This window comes from Streptomyces sp. NPDC102467 (assembly GCF_044765445.1).
GTDB lineage: Bacteria > Actinomycetota > Actinomycetes > Streptomycetales > Streptomycetaceae > Streptomyces.
Genome location: NZ_JBIWKA010000005.1, coordinates 319780 through 343820 on the forward strand (window position 1 = coordinate 319780; position 24041 = coordinate 343820).

The window sequence follows — 24041 nt, forward strand, 5'->3', positions numbered from 1 at the left end:
TGACGCAGGTCACCCAGCCCATTAAATTCGCCATACGGATTGTTGATTCCGTGAAGCGGAAAAAGAGAGCTTATGGAGGGTGCAGGGATGGGTCAGCAGGAGAAGGTGTCGACGAGCCTCGCGGGCACGGTCAGCGAGGGCATCAGCGCCTCACTCGCCCCGGTCGACGCGGAGCTGGGGCGCCGCTACCCCGGAGACCCCGGCACCCGTCAGCCGGTCCACACGGTCTACGTCCCCGGCGACGCCTTCGACGCGGCCACCGTCCGCTCCTGGGGCGACCAGGCCCTCGCCCAGCTCGACGAGCACGCCCCGGACGCCGCCTCGTTCGCCGCCGTGCTCGGACTCGCCGACGACCTCGCCGAGCCCGTGTACAGCCGCGTACGCGCGAAGTTGGAGCGCGAGCCCGTCGAAGACCTGCGCGTCGACTTCGAGGACGGCTACCGGCCCGCGTCCGACGCCGACGAGGACGAGACGGCCGCCCGTGCCGCGCGGCTCATCTCGCAGGCTTACGCGGAGGGAACGGCCGCTCCGTACATGGGCATCCGCATGAAGTGCATGGAGGCCCCGGTCCGCGACCGCGGCATCCGCACCCTCGACATCTTCCTCACCGGCCTCATGGAGCACGGCGGCCTGCCCGACGGGCTCGTGCTCACGCTGCCGAAGGTGACGTACCCGGAGCAGGTCACGGCGATGGTCCGGCTCCTGGAGGCGTTCGAGAAGAGCCACGGCCTCGACGCGGGACGCCTCGGCTTCGAGATCCAGATCGAGACCAGCCAGTCCATCCTCGCTGCGGACGGCACCGCCGCCGTGGCCCGCATGATCGACGCCGCCGAGGGGCGCGCGACCGGCCTGCACTACGGCACGTTCGACTACAGCGCCTGCCTCGGCGTCTCCGCCGCGTACCAGGCCAGCGACCACCCGGCCGCCGACTACGCGAAGGCCGTCATGCAGGTCGCCGCCGCCGGCACGGGAGTTCGCGTCTCCGACGGCTCCACGAACGTGCTGCCGGTCGGCGCCACCGCCAAGGTGCACGACGCCTGGCGCCTGCACTACGGCCTCACGCGCCGCGCCCTCGCCCGCGCCTACTACCAGGGCTGGGACATGCACCCGGGCCACATCCCGACGCGCTACGCGGCCGTCTTCGCCTTCTACCGCGAGGGTTTCGAGCAGGCCGCCGCCCGCCTCGCCGCGTACGCGCGCCAGGCCTCGGGCGACATCGCCGACGAGCCCGCCACCGCCAAGGCCCTCGCCGGGTACCTGCTGCGCGGCCTTGACTGCGGTGCGCTCGACGTCGCCGAGGTGGCCCGCCTGTCCGGCCTCACCCGGGCCGACCTGGAGGGCTACTCGGGGCCGCGCCGCGGCGACCTGACGGTGACGGGCAAGTAGGCGGCAGGACCCTAAGGGCGCCCCCACGGGCGGCGCTCGGACAGGCCCGGCACGTCGCGGGGCGTCGGCCGGGCGGCCCGCGCCCCGGCCGGTGTCACCAGCGCCGTCGCCCCCTTGGGCAGCGCTATCTCGGCCCGGCCCACGCCGGTCGCCCGGAACTTCAGGCGTCGCCCGTGCTCGTCCCGTACGTCGATGGAGCCGGCGATCCCGTGATCGAGCACGAGCGGCGAACCGGCTTCGCTGTGCACCCGGACCCAGCGCGTGGCACCGGCCGCGCGGTCGGCGTCGATCACGAAGGCGCCCTGGGTGCGCAGCCCTTGGATACTGGCGTCCGGCCAGCGCGCGGAGACACCGGGGAAGACGCGGACCGGGCCCTGGTGGCTCTGGACCATCATGTCGAGCACCGACTGGCCCGCCGTGAGCGGGGATTCGACGGCGAGGTTGGTGCCCTCGACGTACATGGTGTTCTCGGTCATGCGGGAGTTGTGGAAGACATGGCCGTCCGTGAAGGACGCCAGCAGGTCGAGGGCCTGGTCGGGGCGGCCGATCCGGGATGCCATCGACGAGGCGCAGGCGAAGCTGTAACCCGCCCAGAGCGAGCGGTCCTCGACCCAGTGGTCGAAGGTCGTGTCGATCACGGCCCGGTCGGCGGCGCGTTCGTAGTCGTACTCGGCGAGCGGATAGAGCCACAACATGTGGGAGAAGTGCCGGTGCGACTCGGTGAGCGGTGTGGCCGCGCCGATCATGACGCCGGTCGCATCGCGCGGATAGGGCGTGAGGCGGTCCAGGATCTCGCGCCAGCGCGCGGACTTGGGGTGCGTGGTGCGCAGCAGGCCGAGGCACTTCAGGAGGGTGGCGCAGCCCCAGCGCACCAGCGACAGATCGTACGTGCAGTCCTCGGCGTCGGCCCACTCCGGGGAGCGGGTCAGCGGCAGGTGCAGGGCGCCGTCGCTCCCCTCGTACAGGAAGTGGTCGTAGAAGTTCACCGCCCGCGACAGGATCGGGTACAGCACGTCGCGTACGACGGTCAGGTCCATGGTGTGGCGGTAGCTGAGCCAGATGTTGTGCAGGGCCCAGAGCAGATTGCCGGTGTTGTCGGTCTTGGTGGTGGTGCCGGGGATGCCGACGGTCTTCTCACCCGGGCGCAGCATCCAGTCCGAGGGGTGGGCGAGCGCGTACGTGTCGCCGTCGCGGTACTCGGGCGGGACGGAGACAGGGAGGTTCTTCTCGAAGGCGGTGAAGGTCGAGGTGACCGAGTCGAGTTCGGGGTGGTTCGACCCCTGGATCAGCCACGTGGCGATCTGGACGTTGAGGTTCCACCAGACCGCCGACCAACTGCCGCCCGTCTCCGGGTACCAGGGGCCCCACTCGGAGAGGGACGGGCCGCCCGCGCGGGTGGCACTCGCCGCTTTGTAGAGCTGGATCCAGTAGAAGTCCTGGATGCGCTTGTCGGGAACCGAGACGAAGCTGCGGCGGTGAAAGCGATGCCACCAGGCGCGGTGTTCGGCGAGGAGCGCGGCTCGCGGCACGGACAGGGTGCGGCGCACGTCTTTGAGGGCGAGGCGGGTCGTGCCGGCCAGATCCTGCGGGTGGCGGTAGACGACGTGTGCGGCGAGCGTGCGGCGCGTGCCTTCCACGCGCTCGCGCCAGGCCGTGGTCCAGCCGCCGCCGGCGATCAGCGGCTGCTCCACGTAGTGCGTGCCGTCCGCGGTGCCGGTGGCCGGGTCCGGATTGGCCACGTACTCGGGAGGCTTGTCCTTCTCCCGCGGCGTCGCGGCGGGCAGCCAGGTGAACGACCAGGCCGCGGACCGCTCGCCGGCGCTCGGCTCGGTCCAGGCGACAAGCCCGTCACGGGAGTTGTGCACGAGGAGCGAGAACGTGACGCTGCCCCGGCTCGTCGTGACGGAGCCGCGCAGCTCGGCGTCGTACAGGTCCAGGGTCCAGTCGATCGCGGTGATCTCACCGGCCAGGGTGAGGGTGAAGTAGCCGACGGGCAGCCGGGAGTAGCCGATGGCGGCCCGCCACTGGCCGCGCTGGTCCTGCACCTTGGTGTGGCTGAGCATCACCTTGAGGGTGCGGGACGTGGCGCCTTTGGTGACGACGGCGCCCAGCAGTCCGTTGCCGAGGAAGGCGCCGTCCTTCCAGTCCGTGGGCAGCGTGCGCCAGCGCAACGACGCGTCACGGGCCGCCTGTTCGTGAGGTTCGTGACTCTCGTGCGGCGAAGTGGGGGCGCCGACGGCGGACGGGGCGGCGAGGAAGGTGCTCGCGCCGACTGCCGTGGCCAGCGCAAGGGTGGTTCTCCGGGACGGACCTGAGGGCGAAGGGGCCGGGGTGTCGTTCATGTATGTGTCTCCCGTACTCGGAAGTGAACCGACGATCCCGGAATGATGGATCCCTAGGAGGGCCCGGGGGAAGACGTGTGCACGGGAGAGGTCCGATCAATGTGCGGCCAAGGTCGCGTCACATCGCCTCATGTCCCCAGATATGAGGGCGGGTTGACCGTATGCATCCGATCACTCGTAGACTCTCGCACCTGCCGCGCCACCGGCGGGCACGACCCGATCACCGCGCGGGCGGAAGCTCTCCCGAACCGCGCTGGATCAGCCGGGTCGGCAGCTCGATGCGCTCCGGCAGCAGCGTCGCCCCGTCCAGCTGACGGAACAGCCGCTCGGCGGCGGTCCGGCCCAACTGCGCCGCGTCCTGCGCGACCACGGTCACGCCCGGCTGGAGCAGATCGCCCAGCTCGATGTCGTCGAAACCCACCAGGGCGACCTGGCGGTCGAGCCCGGCCAGTACCCGGACCACGGTCACCGTCACGCGGTTGTTGCCCGCGAAGATCGCCGTGACGGCATCCTGCCCCTTCAGCATCTCCTCCGCGGCGCGCCGCACCCGCTCGGGATCGGTGACGCCCAGCGACATCCACTGCTCGTCGACCGGTATCCCGGCATCCTCCATCGCCGCCCGGTAGCCGCGCAGCCGCTCCGCGGCCGTGTGGATCCGCGGCTGGTCGCCGATGAAGCCGATCCGCCGGTGGCCGCCCGCGATGAGATGCGCGACGCCGTCCCGCGCGCCGCCGAAACTGTCGGAGAGGACCACGTCCGCGTCGATCCGCCCGGCAGGCCGGTCCACGAACACGGTCGCGACGCCGGCCGCGATCTCCGGCTCCAGGTAGCGGTGGTCGTCACCGGCCGGGATCACGACGAGACCGTCCACGCGGCGCGCGCACAGCGCGAGCACCAGCTCCTGCTCACGCTCCGGGTCCTCGGCGCTCGAGCCGTTGATGAGCAGCGCGCCGTGCGCCCGCGCGACCTCTTCCACGGCGCGGCTGAGCGGTCCGTAGAACGGGTCCGCCAGATCCTCCAGGACCAGTCCGATGCTCGCCGTACGTCCCTTGCGCAGGACCCGGGCGCTGTCGTTGCGCCGGAAGCCGAGCGCGGCGATCGCCTCCTGCACGCGGCGCTCGGTGTCCGTCGTGACGCCCGGCTCGCCATTGACGACCCGGGAGACCGTCTTCAGGCCCACCCCGGCGCGCGCGGCGACGTCCTTCATGGTCGGGCGGTTGCCGTAGCGGTTCTCGGTGCGGCGGGCGGTGCGGTCCACTATGCGCTGTCCTGTCCTGTCGTCGCTGCCGGGAAGCCGGCCACCCGGAAGAGGGGACGGGCCCGATTCGTCAGGGCTCATCATCCTGTACGGGCGTGTGGCGTCGAGCATAGGGCCTGGACAACGTTGTCAGATGCGGGGGAGACTGTCCACCGCTCATACCGCTTCCTAAACTCTCGCTTCTTAGACTCTCTTCGACTTTCTTCTCCGACCTGCCTTTTCTCCAGGGGATCTGACACTGATGCACATGGACCTCGTCGCCGCGCTCGACATCGGCGGCACCAAGATCGCCGGCGCCCTCGTGGACGACCAGGGCCGCATCCTCGCGCGGGCGCAGCGGCCCACCCCCGCGCAGGAGGACGGCGAGACGGTGATGGGCGCGGTGGAGGGGGTCGTCGCCGAGCTGACGGTCTCCGAGTTGTGGCCCCGGGCTCGGGCCGTCGGCATCGGCAGCGCCGGTCCCGTGGACCGGTCCGCGGGCACCGTCAGCCCGGTCAACGTGCCGGGGTGGCGCGGCTTCCCGCTGGTCTCGCGCGTCGGGGCGATCGCGGGCGGTCTGCCCGTCGAACTCGTCGGCGACGGTGTGGCGATGACGGCGGCCGAGCACTGGCAGGGCGCGGCGCGCGGCCATGACAACGCGCTGTGCATGGTGGTGTCCACCGGCGTCGGCGGCGGCCTGATCCTGGGCGGTCAGCTCCACCCCGGCCCCACCGGCAACGCAGGACACATCGGCCACATCAGCGTGGACCTCGACGGCGACCTGTGCCCGTGCGGAGCGCGCGGCTGCGTCGAGCGCATCGCCAGCGGCCCCAACATCGCCCGCCGCGCACTCGCCGACGGCTGGCGCCCGGGGGCCGACGGTGACGCGTCCGCGGCCGCGGTGGCCCGCGCCGCGCACGCGGGCGACCGAGCGGCCCTTGCCTCCTTCGACCGCGCGGCCCAGGCTCTGGCGGCCGGTATCGCGGCGACGGCGACGCTCGTCGAGATCGACATCGCGGTGATCGGCGGGGGAGTGGCCAAGGCCGGCGACGTCCTCTTCGCTCCGCTGCGCCGCGCGCTGCGTGACTACGCCACGCTGTCCTTTGTGCAGCGGCTGACGGTGGCCCCGGCGTCGATGGGCACCGACGCGGGCCTCGTGGGTGCGGCGGCCGCGGCTCTGCGGTCGGGCTCCGCCCTGAACGGGGCGCGGCGGCAAGCAGTCTGACGAGCCGTCAAGGATGTGGTGAGGGCGTGCGGGACGAATCCCGCACGCCCTTCTTGTTCGAAGTCGGGGCCGGGTCCGGGCCGGATCCGGGCCGGGTCCGGTTCAGCAGGTCAGCTGGGCGTCCCCCCAGTCCGCGTGGTCGGAATCGACTCCGTCGCCGCCGTCCGTAGCGACCAGGCGGACCACCTGAGCCCCCGTCACATCGGCCGAAAGGGCCTGTGGGGCATCGGAGTTGGTGAGGACACCGGTCGACGCGACCTTCCGGTCGTCGGCCCACACCTCGAACGTGACCGTGCCCTTGGTGTCCTTCTCGTCGTCGACGCCGACCTGCGCCGTGACCTGTTCGCAGGTGCGGGCCGCATAGAAGTCGACGGAACTGGCCGCGTGGACGCCCAGCCCCTTGGCGTACACCACGTCGCCGACGGTGAGCGGGTTCCCGTCGCCCGCCGCGCTCTCACCGTTGCTGGTGTTGCGCTCGACCGGGCCGTAGCCGTTGGCCGCCGAGAGCCACGGGAGATCGCCCAGCGCCGAGGTGCCGCTCGGCGGCGCTGTCGCCACGGCCGCCGTCACCGGGGCCGCGCTGGTGATCTTGGTGCCCTGCGGCGAGCGGTACGTGGCCCGCAGCGTGAGGTCGTAGGAGCCTGTGGCCGAGCCCGCCGGGGCGCTCACCGTCCACCGGGTACGCAACGACCTGCCGCCCTGCACCACGGGAGCTTTGGTGGGCCCGTCCGCCTTGACCTTCCAGTTCTTGCCGGCCGGCCCGCTTAGCGAGACGGTGACGTCGCGGGCCGGGGTGCGGCCCAGGTTCGCGAACGTACCGGACACCTTGGCGGAAGCGCCCGGCTCTATGAACACGCCCTCGTCGAGGCCGAGTTCGGCCGCTGGGGGATACGCAGCCCACTTCGCGTCGGCTGCCACGCGCAGCAGCACCGTGCCGTGTGCGGGGACCGTGGCCGCGAGGGTGCCCGCCGTGTGGGCGTTCGTGTGCCGCCACAGGTCGCGGGCCACGTACGCGGGGGCGGAAGGCAGCCCCACCGCCTTGGCCGTGGTCGCGATGCGCTGTGCGGAACCCGTCTCGTTGAACAGGGCGACGGCGCGGCTGCCGTCCTTCATCTCCTTGGACACGACCCAGCGGCCGCCGTCGGACGAGACCACGGTGCCCTGCTTGCCCAGCGGGTCCTGGTCGACGGCGATGACGTCACGGTTGGAGAGGATGTCGTACGTCGTGTCGGACGCCGTGCGCAGGTCCGTGCCGATGAGCAGCGGCGACGCCATGACCGACCACATCGAGAAGTGGGTGCGGTACTCGGTGTCCGTCATGCCGCCGTTGCCGACCTCCAGCATGTCCGGATCGTTCCAGTGGCCGGGTCCCGCGTACTGTGCGAGCGGCAGGTTCTGCTTCATCAGCGAGACCATCGAGCCCCAACTGTCGCTGATGTCACCGGTGGTGCGCCACAGCTGCCCGAGGCCGGAGGCCCACTCCCAGGGCTTGTTCTGGCCCCACTCGCAGATGCTGTAGACGATCGGCCGCCCGGTGGCGCGCAGCGCGTCGCGCATCGTCGTGTAGCGCTGCTTGGCGTCGACGCCCTGGTTGTTGCAGTTGTCGTACTTGAGGTAGTCGACACCCCAGTCGGCGAACTGCTGCGCGTCGCTGTACTCGTGCCCGAGTGCCCCGGGGAAGCCCACGTCGCTGCAGGTCTTCGTGCCGGCGCTCGTGTAGATGCCGAGCTTGAGGCCCTTGGAGTGGACGTAGTCCGCAACTGCCTTGATTCCATTGGGGAACCGGGCGGGGTCGGGCACCAACTTCCCGTTCGCGTCACGCGCGGACAGGGCCCAGCAGTCGTCCAGGTTCACGTACCTGTACCCGGCGTCCTTGAGGCCCTTGTCCACGAACAGGTCGGCGATGCCCTTCACCATGGTCTCGTCGAAGTCCGCGCTGCAGTGCGTGGAGTTCCAGTTGTTGAAGCCCATGGGCGGGGTGAGGGCAAGCCCGTCGTCGAGCGTGGGCGACGGTTCGGCGGGCGCGGTGGCGGGCGCGGGGCGGGGTGTCGTGCCGGACGCCGTGGCGGATGCGGGTACCGCCACGACTCCGCCGGTGCACAGCACCGCCACGGCCACCGCTCCGACGGCTCTTCGGCGGGCGATACCGGAACTGCGGATGGGAAGACGACGCATGTACGTTCCTCCGTACTCCCGGGAAAGATGGGATCACTGCATGTACGTGTCACGTGTGCGCGTTTACGTTAAGGCGTGTTGGAGTCTGTTGGAAGAGTGGCGACAGTAAGCCACGTCCAGCCACGTCTTGCCCGTCCAGCGACATCCTGCGTTCGGTTGTGTTGGGTTGGCTCTCGGAGGGAAGGCCTGAGGTGGCCGGCCCGGAACATGGCTGTGCCGGAACATGCCTGTGCCCCCTCGCGAACGAGGGGGCACAGGCAACGCTTCTTACGGGTGCTTCTTGTGCTTCTTGCTGCGCGGTCCTACTTGTCGTCGCGCATCGAGTCGCGAAGACCCTCGGCCTTGCCGCGCGTCTTGTCGGCGGCCTTGCGCGCGTCGCCCTTGGCCTGGTCGACCTTGCCCTCGGACTTCATGCGCTCGTTGCCGGTGGCCTTACCGGCCATCTCCTTGGCCTTGCCCTTGGCCTTGTCCATGGCGCTCTCGCCCATGATTACTCCTCGGTCGGTCAGTTGCGGGGTCGACTGCCACGCTATGAGCGGCGCGAGCCAGCCGCATCCGGAGCGATGACTCAGGGTGACCGGCCTGTCGGATGCTCAGCGAAGTGCCTCCTTGACGGTCGCCACCGGGGTCAGCACCTCGGTCAGGCCCGACAGTTCGATGATGCGCAGTGTCAGACGGTGGCTGCAGACCACCACGACACGTGCGCCGCGACCCGTGGCCCTGTGGTGGGCGCGCACCAGGAGAGAGAGCCCTGAGCAGTCGAAGAACGTGGTGCCGGTGAGATCTATCGCCACGATCCGGTACGGGCCCGCCGCCACGGCGTCGAGGAGCGGAGCCATGTGCTGGAAGGCGAGAAGATCGATCTCGCCGGTCAGTTCGACCACGGCGCAGTCGCCGAGTGTGTGCACCACCGGCGGGTGCACGGATTCTTCGGCACCGTCCATGTCTGCGGTGCCTTCGCAGTCTCCGCAGTCGTCGGAGACATAGTCCTGTTTGTTGCCCTGTCGCATCGGTCCCCCCGGGCCGAGCACTTGTCCGGCTCCGGGGAGCCGTCCGCGCTGCCACATGTTTCGTGCGAACGAATGGGGAGGTCACCGGGGACTGGGGCGCCTGGTCGGCCACGGTATCGGCACTTTCGGCACCATGTTGTGGCGTAACGATTCCGGAGACCCTGACATCACTTGATGGGGTGAATTGATGGTGAAGTGCTTGACTTATAAAGGGGATGCTGCACGGGAAATTCGTTCGACAGGCAGGGTCCGGCGCGCTGTGATGGACCGGCCCGCCCTGCCGCACCCCACATTCTCTTCGCGTTCTCGCCGCATTCCCACCAGGAGCACCCGACTTGGCCATCACGCCCGACCCGGACCAGCGGCCCCCCATCGACACCGTGCTCGTCAGACGCCTCGTCGACACCCAGTTCCCGCAGTGGGCCGGGCTGCCCCTGAAGCTGATCGACCCGGCCGGATCGGACCACGTCATCCACCGTCTGGGCGACGAACTGTCGGTCCGGCTGCCCCGGCATCGCGAGGCCGTCGGGCAGGCGGCGAAGGACCAGTACTGGTTGCCCCGGCTCGCTCCGCAGCTTCCGCTGGCCGTGCCGGTTCCGGTGGCCGTGGGCCGGCCGGCGCTCGGCTACCCCTGGCCGTGGGGGGTGGCCCGCTGGTTGGACGGGGAGGCGGCCACGGTCGAGGGGCTCGGCGACTCGACGGAGACGGCGCGCGAACTGGCTTCGTTTCTACGGGCGTTGCGGGACTTCGATCCGGGTGCGGGTGCGGGTGCTGCTGCGGGCCGACTCGGCGGTTCCGACGCCGGGTTGGCCGGGCGGGACGGCAGCACGCGGGCCGCCATCGCCGCGGCAGCCGATGCCTTCGACGCGCCCGCGATGACGGCACTGTGGGACGCGGTGCTGGCCTGCCCCCGCCATCAGGGCCCGCCGATGTGGTTCCACGGCGACTTCCACACCGGCAATCTGCTCACCGTCGACGGCCGCCTCAGCGCGGTCATCGACTTCGGCGGCTTCGGCCTGGGCGATCCCTCCGTCGATCTGATGGTCGCTTTCACCCTGATGACCGCGGAGACCCGCGCGGTCTTTCGGGGCGCACTCGACGGCGACGACGCGACCTGGCTGCGCGGGCGCGGCTGGGCTCTGACGGCCGGGCTCTCCGCGTACACGACGTACGCCGCCACCAGCCCTCGGATCGCGGAGCAGACGTCGCGCCAGATCCGGGCGGCGCTGGCCGGTTGAACCGGAGCGGCGGGCGACCGTGTGCGCGGCGCACACCCCGTGTGAACGGTGTGCAGCGACGGCGGCCCCTCACACGCTTCTGCCGCCCGCGCAACTGCGCTTGACTGCGTAGTGGGAACTCCGGGAGGCCGGACATGGGCCGGCGGCCCGCCGTCGGGCAGCGGCGGGCGCCCCGGCCTTCCGGTCCTCCCACGCCCGTCTTCACGCCCCGCCTGCCGCGCTTTCCCCCGCAGCGGCGGGAGTGCTCCCGTAGGGTCTCCCCGGAGCCGCGGTCACACCGGGTGACCGCCCAGGGGAGGGGAATCAGCATGGACGTCCGACCGCGGACACGAGTCTCCGCGTACGCGTTGGCGCTCAGGGAGGGCCGCGTCCTGCTGGCCCGTCTCGCGGACACCTCCCCGGTCTTCGAACCGGGCCTGTGGCATCTGCCCGGTGGCGGTATCGACCACGGCGAGCAGCCGGTGGAGGCGCTGGAGCGGGAGCTCCGCGAGGAGACGGGCCTGGAGCTCGTCGACGCCCGGCTCGTCGACAGCCGCGCGTACGTGGTCCAACGGGGCGGAGTGCACTGGCACTTGATCGCACTGTTCTACGCAGTCGAGCTCAAGGGTGACACGCCGGAGGTCGTCGAGGTGGCCGGGACGACGGAGGCGGTGGAGTGGATCCCGCTCGCCGAGCTGGACGAGTCGATGATGTCGCCCGCGGCCGCGGACGGACTGCGGCTGGTGACGGCAAGGACCTGATGAGCTCGTCGGCGCGAGTCGGGAGACGCGATTCGGGAGTCAGGGGTCAGGAGTTGGGAGTGTCGAGCCGGAGCCGGAGCCGGAGCCGGAGCCGGAGCCGGAGCCGAGGTCGGGGTCGGGGTCGGGGTCGGGGCGGGAGTCAAGGCTCGTAACTCGTCAGTGATCGGCCACCGGCCACCGGCCGCCTGCTGTCAGGCTTCAGGCCGCCTTCACGATCTCCCCGCGGACCGCGGCCGCCCACTCCACGACGAGTACCTCGTACTCCCGGCGCTGCGATGCGCTCAACCGGCCGCCGGAGCGCGCCATGAGGCCGCGGATCTGCTCGTTCAACTCGTCGGCAGACCGCACGGAAGCGCGGCTCTCGGTGGGGATCATGTGAAGAGACTAGCGGGCGGCACTGACAACGTGCCTCCGACTTATGAACCGGCGACGGCCATGGAGTGATCGTCGGGCTCTGGAATGTGCCCGGAAACCGCCCCTCATCAGCATCTGGTTTCCGCAGCAGGGTGTTGCGGGCAAGCCTCAGGAGGCCGACGGATGAGGGGGAACCGTGATCGTCTGGGTCAACGGTGCGTCCCGTGCGGGGAAGACCTCCGCAGCACGGGAGCTGGTCGATCTGCTCCCGAACTGCACGATCTTCGACCCCGAGGTGATCGACAGCGAGCTGGAGCGACTGTTGCCGCCCAAGCGGCTCGCGGAGGTGAGCGACCAGCAGGATCTGCCGATCTGGCGGCGGCTCGTGGTGGACACCGCGGCGGCCCTGCTCGCCGAGGTGGGCGGAGTGCTCGTGATGCCGGTGGGGTTGTTGCGCCAGGAGTATCGGGACGAGATCTTCGGCGGTCTCGCGGCCCGGCGGATCCCTGTGTGCCATGTGCTTCTTGCTCCGGGGGAAACGATCCTGCGTGCACGTGACCCCGGGGGCGAGCCTCCCGCGGACATCGAGCCCTACCGCGCCGCCCTCGCGGGCTGGCTCACCGCCGACGCCTACCTCGTCGACAACAGCGCGCTGTCGCCGTACGACACCGCCGTGCGGATAGCGGCCGTGGTGCGGACCGGGGAGGCGCCGTTGTCCGACATCGTGCAGACACCCGAGCCGACCGCCGAGACGGTCGCCGCGGGCGTGCTGCTCTTCGACGAGGCGGGGCGGGTGCTGCTCGTCGACCCCACGTACAAGCCGGGCTGGGAGTTCCCCGGTGGTGTCGTGGAGCCGGGCGAGGCGCCGGCCCGCGCCGGGATGCGCGAGGTCGCCGAGGAGACCGGGATCCAACTCGTGGACGCGCCGCGGCTGTTGGTCGTCGACTGGGAGCCGCCCGTGCGGCCCCGCTACGGCGGCTTGCGCCTACTCTTCGACGGTGGGCCGCTTACGGGCGCGGCGGCGCAGCAAGTCCTTTTGCCGGGGCCGGAGTTGCGGGCCTGGCGGTTCGTGAGCGAGAGCGAGGCGGCAGGTCTGCTGCCGCCGGTCCGCTTCGAGCGGCTGCGCTGGGCCCTTCGCGCCCGCGAGCGCGGTGCCGTCCACTATCTGGAGGCCGGGGTCCCGGTCGGCTGACGGGCGCGGGCGAGCAGCGAACCGGCCGCGGCCGTCGCTCAGTTGGTAGCCGCGTACTTCTGCAGGAAGCGCGCCTCCGCCACCGAAAGGCGCTCCAACTCCTCGGGCGACACACTCTCGTTGACCGCGTGGATCTGCGCCTCCGGCTCGCTCAGACCGATGAGGAGGATCTCCGCCTCCGGGTAGAGCGAGGCGAGCGTGTTGCAGAGCGGGATCGAGCCGCCCTGGCCCGCGTACTGCATGTCCTGGCCGTCGTACGCCTCCGCCATCGCCTCCGCCATCGCGGCGTACGCGGGGCTGGCGGTGTCCGCGCGGAACGGCTGGCCCTGGCCGACCTGCTCGACCTGGACGCGCGCGCCCCAGGGGGTGTGGGCCTCGATGTGGGCCATCAGCAGCTTCGTCGCCTCGGCGGCGTCCGTGCCCGGCGGCACGCGCAGGCTGATCAGCGCGCGGGCGCCGGCCTGCACGGACGGCGTCGCGCCCACCACCGGCGGGCAGTCGATGCCGAGCACGGTCACGGCGGGCCGCGCCCAGATGCGGTCGGCGACCGTGCCGGAGCCGATCAGTTCGACCCCGTCGAGCACCTTCGCGTCCCCGCGGAACGCGGCCTCCTCGTACTGCAGCCCCTCCCAGGACTCCGTCGACCCCAGACCGTCGACGGTCGTGGAGCCGTCCTCGGCGCGCAGTGAGTCCAGTACGCGGACCAGCGCGGCCAGCGCGTCGGGCGCCGCGCCGCCGAACTGGCCGGAGTGGAGATTGCCTTCGAGGGTGTCGACCTGGACGCGGACCAGGGTCATGCCGCGCAGCGTGGCCGTCGCGGTGGGCAGACCGACGCGGAAGTTGCCCGCGTCACCGATGACGATCGTGTCGGCGCGCAGCAGCTCGGGGTGCTGCTCGGCGTAGCGCTCCAGGCCGCCCGTGCCCTGTTCCTCCGAACCCTCCGCGATCACCTTGACGTTGACCGGGACACCGCCGTTCGCCTTCAGCGCGCGGATCGCCAGGAGGTGCAGCAGCACGCCGCCCTTGCAGTCGGCGCTGCCCCGGCCGTACCAGCGGCCGTCCTCGCGCTCCGTCAGCTCGAACGGGGGCGTCACCCACGCCTCCTCGTCCAGCGGCGGCTGCACGTCGTAGTGCGCGTACAGCAGCACCGTCGGCGCGCCCGCGGGGCCGGGCAGGAAGCCGTAGACCGACTGCGTGCCGTCCGGGGTGTCGAGCAGCGCGACGTCCTCGAAGCCCTCGGCGCGCAGCGCGTCCGCGACCCAGTTCGCGGCGCCCTCGCTCTCGCTCTTCGGATACTGAGCGAAGTCCGCCACCGATTTGAAAGCCACCAGTTCGGCCAGTTCAGCCTTCGCGCGGGGCAGAAGGGAGGCGACGGTCTCGGCGATCGGACGCGGCGACATGGGCACGCTCCTCGTAGGTGCGACGTTGTACGGGGTGTGCCGATGATCCTCCCACAGCAGGTCACGTGACGGCCCGCCGTAGGATGCCTGGGAAACGTGCGGCAGGCAGCTGGATCGGGAGCAGTAGACCATCGTGAGCAGCGAGAACTCGACGGACGGCAACGACATGGGTGACGGCGACGAGCAGACCATGGAGGTGTGGGACGCCGTCGTCGTGGGCGCCGGCCCCGCGGGGGCGTCCGCCGCGTACGCGGCCGCGGTCGCCGGACGGCGGGTCCTGATCCTGGAGAAAGCGGAACTGCCGCGCTACAAGACGTGCGGCGGCGGCATCATCGGCCCCTCCAGGGACTCCCTGCCGCCGGGCTTCGAACTGCCGCTGAAGGACCGGATCAACGCGGTGACGTTCTCCCTGAACGGCAAGTACACGCGGACCCGGCGCTCCAAGAGCATGCTGTTCGGGCTCATCAACCGGCCGGAGTTCGACGCGCAGCTCGTCGAGCACGCGCAGAAGGCGGGCGCCGAACTGCGCACCGGCACCACCGTCTCGCGCGTCGAGCAGCACGGTTCGGTGGTGCCCGACCGGCGCACGGTCGCCGTGGTGCTGCAGGACGGTGAGACGGTGCTCGCGCGGGCCGTGATCGGCGCGGACGGCAGCGCCAGCCGGATAGGAGCGCACGTCGGGGTCAAGCTCGACCAGGTCGACCTGGGCCTGGAGGCGGAGATCCCCGTTCCGCAGGCGGTCGCCGACGACTGGCGCGGCCGCGTCCTCATCGACTGGGGCCCGATGCCCGGCAGTTATGGGTGGGTCTTCCCGAAGGACGACACCCTGACCGTCGGCGTGATCTCGGCCCGCGGCGAAGGGGCCGCCACCAAGCGGTACTTGGAGGACTTCATCGGGCGGCTCGGGCTCGCAGGCTTCGAGCCCGCGATCTCCTCCGGGCACCTGACGCGGTGCCGCGCCGACGACTCGCCGCTCTCCCGCGGCCGGGTCCTGGTCTGCGGCGACGCGGCGGGGCTGCTCGAACCGTGGACGCGCGAGGGCATCTCGTTCGCGCTGCGCTCCGGGCGGCTCGCGGGGGAGTGGGCGGTGCGCATCTCCGAGGCGCACGACGCGGTGGACGCCCGCCGGCAGGCGCTGAACTACGCGTTCGCCATCAAGGCCGGGCTCGGCGTCGAGATGGCCGTCGGCAAGAGCATGCTGACCCTCTTCGAGCGCAAGCCGGGCCTGCTGCACGCGGCGCTCACCGGCTTCCGCCCCGCGTGGAACGCGTTCGCGAGGATCACCCGGGGCTCGTCGACCCTCGGCGAACTGGTGCGGACGCATCCCATGGCGGGCCGGGCGCTGTCGCGGCTTGATCGCTGAGCGCGTCAGTTCTTGAGCGTGATGCGGAAGACGGGGTGGTCGGGGGCGATGCCGCGCAGCTCCTCGTCGGTGGAGTCGGGCGTCACGCCCTGGAAGAACACCCCGAGCTCGGACTTCCAGAGCGTGATGTAGGCGCGCAGAACCCCCAGTTTGTCGTCGTCGGAGACCTCGACGGCGGTGAACTCCTGAGCTCGCTTGCCGAGCCGCAGCTCGCCGCCGTGGGCCGCCCGCATGTTGTGCGTCCACTGCACATGGCCGCGCGGTGCGACGAGGTACTGCTCGCCTTCGAAGACCAGCGGATTCACCGGAGTGGTGCGCCAGTCGCCACTCTTGCGGCCGCGCACGGCCAGGATTCTGCCACCGCGGAAACTGATGCCGCGGCGGGTCAGGAACGCCATGGTGCGGTTCAGGACATTGACGGTGAACCAGCCGGGCTTCTGGACGTGCGCGGACGTGGACATGAGATCCCCCCGTAAGTGAAGCTGAAGTGAAGGTGTGAGAGCGCCGCTCTCGCTTGAGAGCAGTCTGTACGAGATCGGTGATCCAAAGCAAGAGCAGTGCTCACCTTTTAGTGCACTGCCCCGAAACGTGGGCAGTGCTCCACTACCGTGCGACACTGGCCCCCATGAGTACGAGCCGCAGCACGCCCCCGCGTGCCACGCAGGGAGCCCGCGCCCGCGCGCGGCAGGAGGTCACCGCCGCCATCAAGGACGAGGCGCGCAGACAGCTCGCCGCCGACGGCGCCGCCAAGCTCTCACTGCGCGCCGTCGCCCGCGAACTGGGCATGGTCTCCTCGGCCCTGTACCGCTACTTCCCCAGCCGCGACGACCTGTTGACCGCCCTGATCATCGACGCGTACGACTCCCTGGGCGCGGCGGCCGAGCAGGCGGACGCGGCGTTTCGCGAGGTGGGCGACGAACCCACACCGACCCGGCGCTGGGTCATCGTGTGCCAGGCCGTGCGGGCGTGGGCGCTGGAGCATCCGCACGAGTACGCACTCATCTACGGCTCGCCCGTCCCCGGTTACCAGGCCCCGACGAGTACGGTCCCGGCCGCGTCCCGGGTCGCACTGCTGCTCATCGGCATCGTCCGCGAGGCCTACGAGGGCGAGGGGGTGGCGTTGCCGCCGTTGTCGCCCGGAGTGCGGGCCGAGGCGCGCCGGATGGCCGACGACCTCGCGCCTGATCTGCCGCCGGAGATGGCGGCCGCGTTCGTCGGCGCCTGGGCCCAGTTGTTCGGGCTCGTCGGCTTCGAGGTGTTCGGCCAGTTCCACCGGGTCGTCGAGGACCGCGCCGCGTTCTTCACCCACGCCGCGACGGGGCTCGCCCACGGGGTCGGCCTGCTGAGGTAGCTCGGCCCCGGCCGGAAGTCGCCCGGTCGTACTCCCCGGGGAGTACACGCGATCACCTCGTCCGGCGGACGCCCCTCGCGGCCGGCGAGCCTTAGCGTGGCGGCATGGACGAGCAGCAGCGAGTGGGTGACGCCGGTACGGGCCGGGCGTGGGGCGGGCCGCCGTGGTCGCGACAGGGCTCGCCGTGGTCGCGACAGGGCCCGCAGTGGGGGAGCCGGGACGGCCGCGGCCGCCTGCCCTGGCGCTCCACCGTGCTGGTGACGGTGCTCGTCCTCCTCGGCTCGAACTTCGCCGCGGGCCGGCAGGCCGACCGCGTGGACCTGGACGTCTTCGCATGGCTGGTACTGCTCGCCGGCTGCCTGCTGCTGCTGTGGCGCCACCGCCATCCGGTGCCGGTCGCTTTCGGCACGGCGGTGTGCGCGACGGTGTACCTGGGTGGCGGCTACCCGTACGGGCCGGTGTTCATCGTGGTGGCGCTCGGGTGCTTCTCGGCCATCGTCGCGGGGCACCGGCGCGCGGCATGGTGGGCCGTCGGGCTGTTCTGGGCCGGGCACCTGCTGGTGTCGCACTGGCTGTACGCGCATCTGCCGCCGGCCGCGGACGGGCCGGGGTCCTGGGGGCAGGAGGGGTTCGTCGCCGCGTGGGTGCTGGCCATCGTGGCGATCGCCGAGCTCGCCCGGGTGCGGCGCGAGCAGTGGGAGCAGACGCGGGTCGAGCGGGAGCGGGCCGCGCGTCGCCGGGCGGACGAGGAGCGGCTGCGCATCGCCCGTGAACTGCACGACGTGCTCGCCCACTCCATCTCCGTGATCAACGTGCAGGCGGGCGTCGGCCTCGCCCTGCTCGACTCGGACCCGGAGCAGGCGAGGACCGCGCTGACCACCATCAAGGATGCGAGCAAGGAGGCGCTGGGCGAGGTGCGGCAGGTCCTCGACACGCTCAGGGCGCCCGGGGACGCGCCGCGGGCCCCCGCCCCCGGGCTCGACCGGCTGCCCGAGCTCGTCGAGCAGGCGGCGGGCGCCGGACTCACCGTCGACGTGCGTATGGACGGGGAGCGGCCCGCGCTGCCGCCGGGCGCCGATCTCGCCGCGTTCCGGATCGTGCAGGAGGCGCTCACCAATGTCGTACGGCACTCGGAATCACGTAGGGCGAGAGCCCGACTGCACTACGGTGAGCGCCTGTTGACCCTCACCGTCGACGACGACGGGCCGCCGAGCCACGCAGAGGCGGGTGGCAGCGGCAACGGACTCGCCGGAATGCGCGAGCGGGCCGCCGCCCTCGGTGGCACGATCGAGGCGGGCCCGCGCCCCGACGGCGGCTTCCGGGTCGTCGCCGAACTACCACTCACCTCCGCGGCACCCCCTCCCGGCCCTCCCGCCCCGCCCTCGGCGTCACAGGAGGCAGTCAGTTGATCCGCGTACTGCTCGCCGACGACCAGTCGCTCGTCCGCGCCGGATTCAAGGCACTCCTCGACGCGCAGAGCGACATCGAGGTCGCGGGCGAGGCCGCCGACGGTGAGGAAGCGGTGCGCGCGGTGCGCGAACTGCGGCCGGACGTCGTCCTCATGGACATTCGGATGCCCGTCATGGACGGGCTCGCCGCGACCCGGCAGATCGGCGCGGAGGCGGACCTCGCGGCGGTGAAGGTGGTCATGCTCACCACCTTCGAGCTCGACGAGTACGTCTTCGAGGCGATCCGTTCCGGGGCCTCCGGGTTCCTCGTCAAGGACACCGAACCGGCGGAACTGCTGCGCGCCGTACGGGCCGTCGTGCTCGGGGACGCGCTGCTCTCGCCGGGCGTCACCAGGCGCTTGATCGCCGAGTTCGCGGCCCGCTCCAAAGAGCCGACGGCTGCCGTGTCGCTCTCCGGACTGACCGAGCGGGAGCGGGAGGTGATGGCGCTCGTCGGTATCGGCCTGTCCAACGCGGAGATCGCGCGCCGTCTGGTGGTCAGCCCGCTCACCGCGAAGACCCACGTGAGCCGCACGATGGTCAAGCTGGGCGCTCGGGACCGCGCCCAACTGGTCGTCCTGGCCTATGAGTCGGGCCTGGTCCGTCCCGGCTGGCTGGGCTGACGCGCGTACGCGGCCTCGTTCTCCGGGGCGGGGCGCAGGGCCGCGTCCATGTGGCGCAGCCGCTCGACGTTGCGGCGGCGCATCCAGACGATCCCGGAGCAGAACCCGGCCATGCCGATCGCGAAGACGGCCGGGAAGATCCACGACCCCGTGGCGATGCCCAGGGCGAGCATGCCGGCGGCGATCAGCCCCATGCAGCCCAGCCAGAGGGGCAGCCACTTGCGCCCGCGCTCGATCCGCCCCAACTGATCGCCGACCAGGCGGCGCATCCTCTCCCGCTCGGCGGGGTCGCGGGGCTCCTCGCCGTGGCGGATCTTCCGCGCGAGGTCGGCGACCCCGCGCTGATCCGTACCGGCCGCGCGACCGGCCCTGCGGCGCTGCACGGTCAGGAACGTGAGCGCGATCCCCGTGTACAGCGCGCTCTTGAACGCCCATAACGCGGGATGTTCCGACGGCCGGAACAGGGCCGAGAACCCCAGTCCCAGAAGGAAGATCAGTGCGCCCTGTGCGATCAGGCTGTGGTCGAGCCACCGTTTGAAGGTGTGCACGGCTTGTACCCCCTCGGTTTCACCGGACATGTTCCTGGCCCGGTTACCCCGTGCTGTCCGGCTCAACGGCCGCGAAGTCCGGCTCACCGGCGGCATGTTCGGTGAGCCGGACAGTACGTGTGCCGGACAGCACGTGCGAAGGTGCGGCGGTGTCAGTCGCGGAGCGCGAGCCGCTCCCCGTCGGCCTCGTGGCCGGCCTCGCGGTCGGCACCTTGCTGTACGGACGTGACGACCACGACGCTGTCCTGCGTGCGGCGCGTGCGCAGTCCGGTCAGCGTGACCAGCAGGCCCGCGAGCGCGACAGCGGTGACCACCATCAGGCCGGGGCGGAAGCTGTCAAGGACCGCCTGTGGCGAGGCGCCCTCGGGGGCGTTCGCGGTGATCACGGCCGTCACCACCGCGAGGAAGATCGCGCCGCCCACCTGCACGGACGTGTTGAGCAGACCGGAGACCATGCCCTGCTCGTCGTCGTGCACACCGTTCGTGGCCTGGATGTTGAGCGAGGGGAAGACCAGGGCGCAGGCAGCGCCGATCAGCAGCATCGTCGGCAGGATGACAGCCGCGTAGACCGGGTCGAGGTTGATGCGCAGGAACAGGGCGTAGCCGAGCACCATGAGCGCGAAGCCCACGGCGATCACCCGGGGCGTGCCGAAGCGGTCGACGATCGCGCCGACCTTCGTCGACGACAGGGCCACCAGGGCACCCGCCGGCAGGAACGCGAGTGCCATGCTCAGCGCGGACCAGCCGAGCAGCGACTGCAGATACAGCGTCGCCAGGAACTGGAAGCTGACGTAACTGCCGAAGAACGTCATCGCGCCGAGCTGGGCGCGGATCTGCGAGCCGGAGCGCAGTACACCGAGCCGGATCAGCGGTCCCGGCGAGCGGCGCTCGACGCGGATGAACACGGTGAGCAGCACGGCGACGGCGAGGAAGGAGAGCAGGGTGCGGGGTGACCCCCAGCCGGCCTGCGGTGCCTGGACCACGGTGTAGACGAGCAACAGCATGGAGAGCGTGCCGGTGACGGCGCCGGGGATGTCGTAGCCGCGGTGGTTCTCCTCCTTGGCGCTGTGCGGGATCAGTTTGAGGCCGAGCAGCAGCGCGATCACGGCGATCGGCGCGGGCAGCAGCATGGTGAGGCGCCAACTCGCCTCCGTCAGCAGGCCGGAGAGGACGAGGCCCATGGAGAAACCGGTGGCGGCGCAGGTGGTGTAGATGGACAGGGCGCGGTTGCGCAGCGGGCCTTCGGCGAAGGTCGTCGTGATGATGGAGAGCCCGGCGGGGGCGGTGAACGCGGCGCTCAGGCCCTTGATGAAGCGGCTCGCGATGAGCAGCGGACCCGAGTCGACGAGCCCGCCGAGCAGGGACGCGACCGCGAAGACGCCGAGTGCGATGAGGAAGACGCGGCGCCGCCCGAGCAGGTCGGCCGCGCGGCCGCCGAGCAGCAACAGGCCGCCGTAGCCCAGGATGTAGCCGCTGACGACCCATTGCAGCGTCGAGGTCGTGAGGCCCAGCTCCGAGCCGATCGAGGGGAGGGCGACGCCGACCATCGACACGTCGAGCGCGTCGAGGAACATCGCGGCGCAGAGTACGAGCAGGGTCCCCCACAGACGGGGGGACCAGCGCTCCTGATCCTGTGCGGACGGCTCCGGGGACGACGGAGCGGTGGTGAGCGGAGAGGTCATGCGGAGGAGAGTACATGCGCATGCATTGACTGCAAGTGCATTTAATTCCGATGCAACAAAAGGCGCCGGTTCTGCTACGGTGCGGTACATGGCGGCACAGAAGTCGGAGGCGAGGGCCTCGTCGGGCCTCGTGGATCAGTGGCGGGACATCCTCGCGGTACACGCGCGCACGATGTGCGAGCTCGACCGTGAACTGCATCAACACGGCCTGGGCGCAAGCGACTTCGAGGTTCTCGACGTGCTCGCCGAAGGCGCCGCGGAAGACGGCACGTCCGGGTTCCGGGTGCAGGAGATCGCCTCGCAGGTCCATCTGAGCCAGAGCGCCCTGTCCCGCCTCATCGGACGCCTCGAGAAGGACGGGCTGGTGGAGCGCGGCATGTGCAGCGAGGACCGGCGTGGAGTACGTGTCTGCCTCACGTCCAAGGGTCGCGACCTGCACGGTCAGGTGCGGCCGTTGCAGCGGGCCGTCCTGGGCCGGATGCTGGAGCCCGGCGCCTGACGGCTCGTGGTCGGGGCCGGGGTCGGCCGCTCAGCTCCAGGTGACCGCGGAGCGCTCCCGCCACAGGGCGGCCACCGAGGCGTCGCCCGTCAGGGACGGGAACGGCAGCCGGTTCCACAGCGACAGGTAGAGGCGCGCCGCGGGCCCCGCCAGCTCACAGTCCGCTTCGCCCCGCGCGCCCCGCTCGGCCACCGGCGGCTCTTCGCGGATGCGCACCGTCCAGGTGGCGTCGGCGTCCGTCGCGCGTACGCGCAGCACCTTGGGCTCGGTGGAGCGCACCTGACTCTTCTTGCGGGCGTGGAACTCGCACAGGAGTTCCTCGATCCCGTCGACCGCGACGTCCTCGGCGATCGGGTCCGGCGCCGCCGTCAGCGCCGACTGCGCGTCCACCCGGTGCACCGTCGTCTCATGGGCCTGGCGCCGCGCCCAGAAGGCGAGCGGTGACGGCGCGGGCAGGAACGCCCAGCACGTCACGGAGGGCGGTGCCTGCGTCAGCGTGTCCACGAGGTAGGCGTGCCCCTGCCGGAACCAGTCGAGCAGCGCCTCCCCGTCGAGGTCGGGCAGGCCCCCGTCGGGGTGGTACGCCGTGTGCTCCTCGGCGACGAACGCCGCTGCCCAGCGGTGCACCATGCCCGTGTGCCGCAGCAGATCACGGATCTGCCAGCCGGGGCAGGTCGGCACCTTGGCGTCGACCCCCGCCCGTTCGGCGGCCACCGCGAGCCGGCGGCCCTCCGTGTCCAGGACGTGTAGGTGTTCGGCAATCTCCATGGGGCGAGTGTGCCGGGTGAAGCCGGTCCGACGGCAGGGTTTTCCGGGATTCAGCCGGTGGCCGCGCGGCGGGTGGCGAAGCCGATCGTCGCCGCCACCGCCGCGAGCAGCGCCACGCTCGTCAGGGCCGTGGGCAGCGAGAACCAGTCCGCCATGAAGCCGATCGCGGGCGGCCCGAGCAGCATGCCGCCGTAGCCGAGGGTGGACGCCGCGGCGACGCCGGTCGGGCCCGCGAGCGCTCCGGCCCGTTCGATCGCGACGGGGAAGAGGTTGGCCAGTCCGAGCCCGGTGACCGCGAAACCGGCGAGGGTGAGCCATATCGAGGGCGCGAGCGCGCCGAGCAGCATACCGGCCGCGCCGATCGCCCCGCCGCACACCAACGTCCGTGTCCTGCCGAGCCGTTCGAGGAGAGCCGTGCCGGAGAGCCGGCCGATCGTCATGGCGAACGCGAAGCAGGAGTAACTGGCGGCCGCGACGCCCGGGTGGGCGTGCAGGTCCTGTTCCAGGTGGAGTGCGCTCCAGTCCGCGAGGGCCCCTTCGCCGTACGCCGTGCACAGGGCGATGAGCCCGAAGACGAGGACAAGGCCGCGGGTGCCGCGGTTCTTACGGGTGTCACTGGCCCCTCGGTCGGCGTGGTGAGGTGTGTCGTCGCGTATACGTTCCGGCGGGCGCGGCGGCGTGTGGCGCAGCAGGGTCGGTGCGGCGGCCGCGGTGACCACGAGCCCGATCACGGTGATCGCCAGCAGGTGCCGGGTGGGGGAGAGGTGGCCCGCGACCAGGCCGCCGAGGCCCGAACCCACCATGCCGCCGAGGCTGAACGCGGCGTGGAAGCTCGGCATGACGGGCCGGCCGAGCGCGGCGACGAGGTCGACGGCCGCGCTGTTCATCGCCACGTTGATGCCGCCGTACGCCGCTCCGAAGACCAGCAGGACGAGACCGAGTGCGAGCGGTGAATGCGTCAGCGGGGGCAGGGCGACGGTGAGGGGGAGGAGCGCGCCGCAGACCACCGTCACCGCGTGGCTGCCGAACCGGCGGCACAAGCCGCCCGTCAGCATCATCGTGACGACGGCACCGGCCGACACCCCGAGCAGCGCGAGCCCGAGCGCGCTCGCCGACGCCCCCGTCTGCTCCTTGATCGCGGGGATGCGTACGACCCAGCCCGCGAAGATGAATCCGTCGAGGGCGAAGAAGACGGTGAGGGCTGTACGCAGTCGGGTCAGGGACGAGGAGTGCGGGCCGTCGGCGCTGACGGTCCCAAGTTTGTTTAGTTGCGGCACAAAGTCAGGGTAGAGCGGAGGTTCCGGTGAGGACAAGGGGGCTCGTGGGAGGCGGGAGCATGCGGAACCGGAGCATGCGAAAGGCGCGCGGGGGGTGTGTGCCCCCGCGCCGTTAGCAAGCTGCGGGGGCGGCCGGGGGCGTCCGGGGGCGGGCGGGCGGGTGCGGGGGGGGGCGGGGGGGTA

Annotated in this window: 22 protein-coding genes; 10 read left to right on the forward strand and 12 right to left on the reverse strand. The window is 71.3% G+C overall.

Annotated features, from left to right (window positions below; all coding sequences use genetic code 11):
- The first annotated feature begins 87 nt into the window (after nt 1–87).
- A complete protein-coding gene (locus ACIREE_RS12530) occupies nt 88–1386 on the forward strand; it encodes a DUF6986 family protein (RefSeq protein WP_404150197.1) in 1299 nt (432 codons plus the stop codon).
- An 11-nt stretch (nt 1387–1397) separates the two neighbouring features.
- Here the strand turns inward: ACIREE_RS12530 and ACIREE_RS12535 are convergent, their stop codons facing one another.
- Together ACIREE_RS12535 and ACIREE_RS12540 are read right to left on the reverse strand one after the other, a co-directional pair.
- On the reverse strand, nt 1398–3728 hold the full coding sequence (locus tag ACIREE_RS12535; RefSeq protein ID WP_404150199.1) for a glycosyl hydrolase family 95 catalytic domain-containing protein: 2331 nt from the start codon (nt 3726–3728) through the stop codon (nt 1398–1400).
- 220 nt (nt 3729–3948) lie between these two features.
- The gene (locus tag ACIREE_RS12540; RefSeq protein WP_404150201.1) at nt 3949–5067 is read right to left on the reverse strand and encodes a LacI family DNA-binding transcriptional regulator; all 1119 of its coding nucleotides are present in this window, start codon (nt 5065–5067) and stop codon (nt 3949–3951) included.
- Nucleotides 5068–5227: 160 nt separating this feature from the next.
- Here ACIREE_RS12540 and ACIREE_RS12545 point away from each other — a divergent pair, with 160 nt between their 5' ends.
- A complete protein-coding gene (locus tag ACIREE_RS12545; RefSeq protein WP_404150203.1) occupies nt 5228–6190 on the forward strand; it encodes an ROK family protein in 963 nt (320 codons plus the stop codon).
- Between the two features lie 102 nt (nt 6191–6292).
- Here ACIREE_RS12545 and ACIREE_RS12550 read toward each other — a convergent pair whose 3' ends face one another.
- The 3 genes from ACIREE_RS12550 to ACIREE_RS12560 all read right to left on the reverse strand — a co-directional run bounded on the left by ACIREE_RS12550 (nt 6293) and on the right by ACIREE_RS12560 (nt 9309).
- On the reverse strand, nt 6293–8365 hold the full coding sequence (locus ACIREE_RS12550) for an NPCBM/NEW2 domain-containing protein (RefSeq protein WP_404150205.1): 2073 nt from the start codon (nt 8363–8365) through the stop codon (nt 6293–6295).
- 302 nt (nt 8366–8667) lie between these two features.
- The gene (locus ACIREE_RS12555; protein WP_404150207.1) at nt 8668–8853 is read right to left on the reverse strand and encodes a CsbD family protein; all 186 of its coding nucleotides are present in this window, start codon (nt 8851–8853) and stop codon (nt 8668–8670) included.
- 105 nt (nt 8854–8958) lie between these two features.
- A complete protein-coding gene (locus tag ACIREE_RS12560; protein WP_404150208.1) occupies nt 8959–9309 on the reverse strand; it encodes an STAS domain-containing protein in 351 nt (116 codons plus the stop codon).
- A gap of 407 nt (nt 9310–9716) precedes the next feature.
- Between ACIREE_RS12560 and ACIREE_RS12565 the strand changes: the two genes are divergently transcribed.
- Nucleotides 9717–10613: an aminoglycoside phosphotransferase family protein gene (locus ACIREE_RS12565; protein ID WP_404150491.1), complete on the forward strand. Its 897-nt coding sequence runs from the start codon at nt 9717–9719 to the stop codon at nt 10611–10613.
- Nucleotides 10614–10921: 308 nt separating this feature from the next.
- Nucleotides 10922–11353: an NUDIX domain-containing protein gene (locus ACIREE_RS12570; RefSeq protein WP_404150210.1), complete on the forward strand. Its 432-nt coding sequence runs from the start codon at nt 10922–10924 to the stop codon at nt 11351–11353.
- 198 nt (nt 11354–11551) lie between these two features.
- Here the strand turns inward: ACIREE_RS12570 and ACIREE_RS12575 are convergent, their stop codons facing one another.
- A complete protein-coding gene (locus ACIREE_RS12575; protein ID WP_404150212.1) occupies nt 11552–11728 on the reverse strand; it encodes a hypothetical protein in 177 nt (58 codons plus the stop codon).
- A 175-nt stretch (nt 11729–11903) separates the two neighbouring features.
- Here ACIREE_RS12575 and ACIREE_RS12580 point away from each other — a divergent pair, with 175 nt between their 5' ends.
- A complete protein-coding gene (locus ACIREE_RS12580; protein WP_404150213.1) occupies nt 11904–12899 on the forward strand; it encodes an NUDIX domain-containing protein in 996 nt (331 codons plus the stop codon).
- A gap of 38 nt (nt 12900–12937) precedes the next feature.
- Here the strand turns inward: ACIREE_RS12580 and ACIREE_RS12585 are convergent, their stop codons facing one another.
- Nucleotides 12938–14299 (reverse strand): dipeptidase, encoded by a 1362-nt coding sequence (locus tag ACIREE_RS12585; RefSeq protein WP_404150215.1) that lies wholly within the window; start codon nt 14297–14299, stop codon nt 12938–12940.
- A gap of 133 nt (nt 14300–14432) precedes the next feature.
- Between ACIREE_RS12585 and ACIREE_RS12590 the strand changes: the two genes are divergently transcribed.
- The gene (locus ACIREE_RS12590; protein WP_404150217.1) at nt 14433–15662 is read left to right on the forward strand and encodes a geranylgeranyl reductase family protein; all 1230 of its coding nucleotides are present in this window, start codon (nt 14433–14435) and stop codon (nt 15660–15662) included.
- 5 nt (nt 15663–15667) lie between these two features.
- On the opposite strand, the gene ACIREE_RS12595 is transcribed toward ACIREE_RS12590, so the two are convergent.
- A complete protein-coding gene (locus tag ACIREE_RS12595) occupies nt 15668–16123 on the reverse strand; it encodes a nitroreductase family deazaflavin-dependent oxidoreductase (protein WP_404150218.1) in 456 nt (151 codons plus the stop codon).
- A 164-nt stretch (nt 16124–16287) separates the two neighbouring features.
- On the opposite strand from ACIREE_RS12595, the gene ACIREE_RS12600 reads away from it, so the two are divergent.
- The 3 genes from ACIREE_RS12600 (at nt 16288) to ACIREE_RS12610 (ending at nt 19084) form a co-directional block, all read left to right on the forward strand.
- A complete protein-coding gene (locus tag ACIREE_RS12600) occupies nt 16288–17013 on the forward strand; it encodes a TetR/AcrR family transcriptional regulator (protein WP_404150220.1) in 726 nt (241 codons plus the stop codon).
- 104 nt (nt 17014–17117) lie between these two features.
- Nucleotides 17118–18422, forward strand: coding sequence for a sensor histidine kinase (locus tag ACIREE_RS12605; RefSeq protein ID WP_404150222.1), 1305 nt, complete (start codon nt 17118–17120; stop codon nt 18420–18422).
- A complete protein-coding gene (locus tag ACIREE_RS12610; protein ID WP_404150224.1) occupies nt 18419–19084 on the forward strand; it encodes a response regulator in 666 nt (221 codons plus the stop codon). The genes ACIREE_RS12605 and ACIREE_RS12610 overlap by 4 nt, the downstream gene beginning before the upstream one ends.
- On the opposite strand, the gene ACIREE_RS12615 is transcribed toward ACIREE_RS12610, so the two are convergent.
- Together ACIREE_RS12615 and ACIREE_RS12620 are read right to left on the reverse strand one after the other, a co-directional pair.
- Nucleotides 19045–19632, reverse strand: coding sequence for a hypothetical protein (locus ACIREE_RS12615; RefSeq protein ID WP_404150226.1), 588 nt, complete (start codon nt 19630–19632; stop codon nt 19045–19047). The genes ACIREE_RS12610 and ACIREE_RS12615 overlap by 40 nt on opposite strands.
- A 152-nt stretch (nt 19633–19784) precedes the next feature.
- Nucleotides 19785–21314, reverse strand: a complete 1530-nt coding sequence (locus ACIREE_RS12620) for an MFS transporter (protein ID WP_404150228.1) — start codon at nt 21312–21314, stop codon at nt 19785–19787.
- Nucleotides 21315–21402: 88 nt separating this feature from the next.
- Here ACIREE_RS12620 and ACIREE_RS12625 point away from each other — a divergent pair, with 88 nt between their 5' ends.
- Nucleotides 21403–21813 carry a MarR family winged helix-turn-helix transcriptional regulator gene (locus tag ACIREE_RS12625; protein ID WP_404150230.1) on the forward strand — a complete coding sequence of 137 codons (411 nt, stop codon included), beginning with the start codon at nt 21403–21405 and terminating at the stop codon, nt 21811–21813.
- A gap of 30 nt (nt 21814–21843) precedes the next feature.
- On the opposite strand, the gene ACIREE_RS12630 is transcribed toward ACIREE_RS12625, so the two are convergent.
- Complete coding sequence (locus ACIREE_RS12630) at nt 21844–22581, reverse strand: maleylpyruvate isomerase family mycothiol-dependent enzyme (protein WP_404150231.1); 738 nt, start codon at nt 22579–22581, stop codon at nt 21844–21846.
- A 50-nt stretch (nt 22582–22631) separates the two neighbouring features.
- Entirely contained in the window at nt 22632–23858 is a 1227-nt protein-coding gene (locus ACIREE_RS12635) for an MFS transporter (protein WP_404150233.1), read from the reverse strand.
- Nucleotides 23859–24041 lie beyond the last annotated feature (183 nt).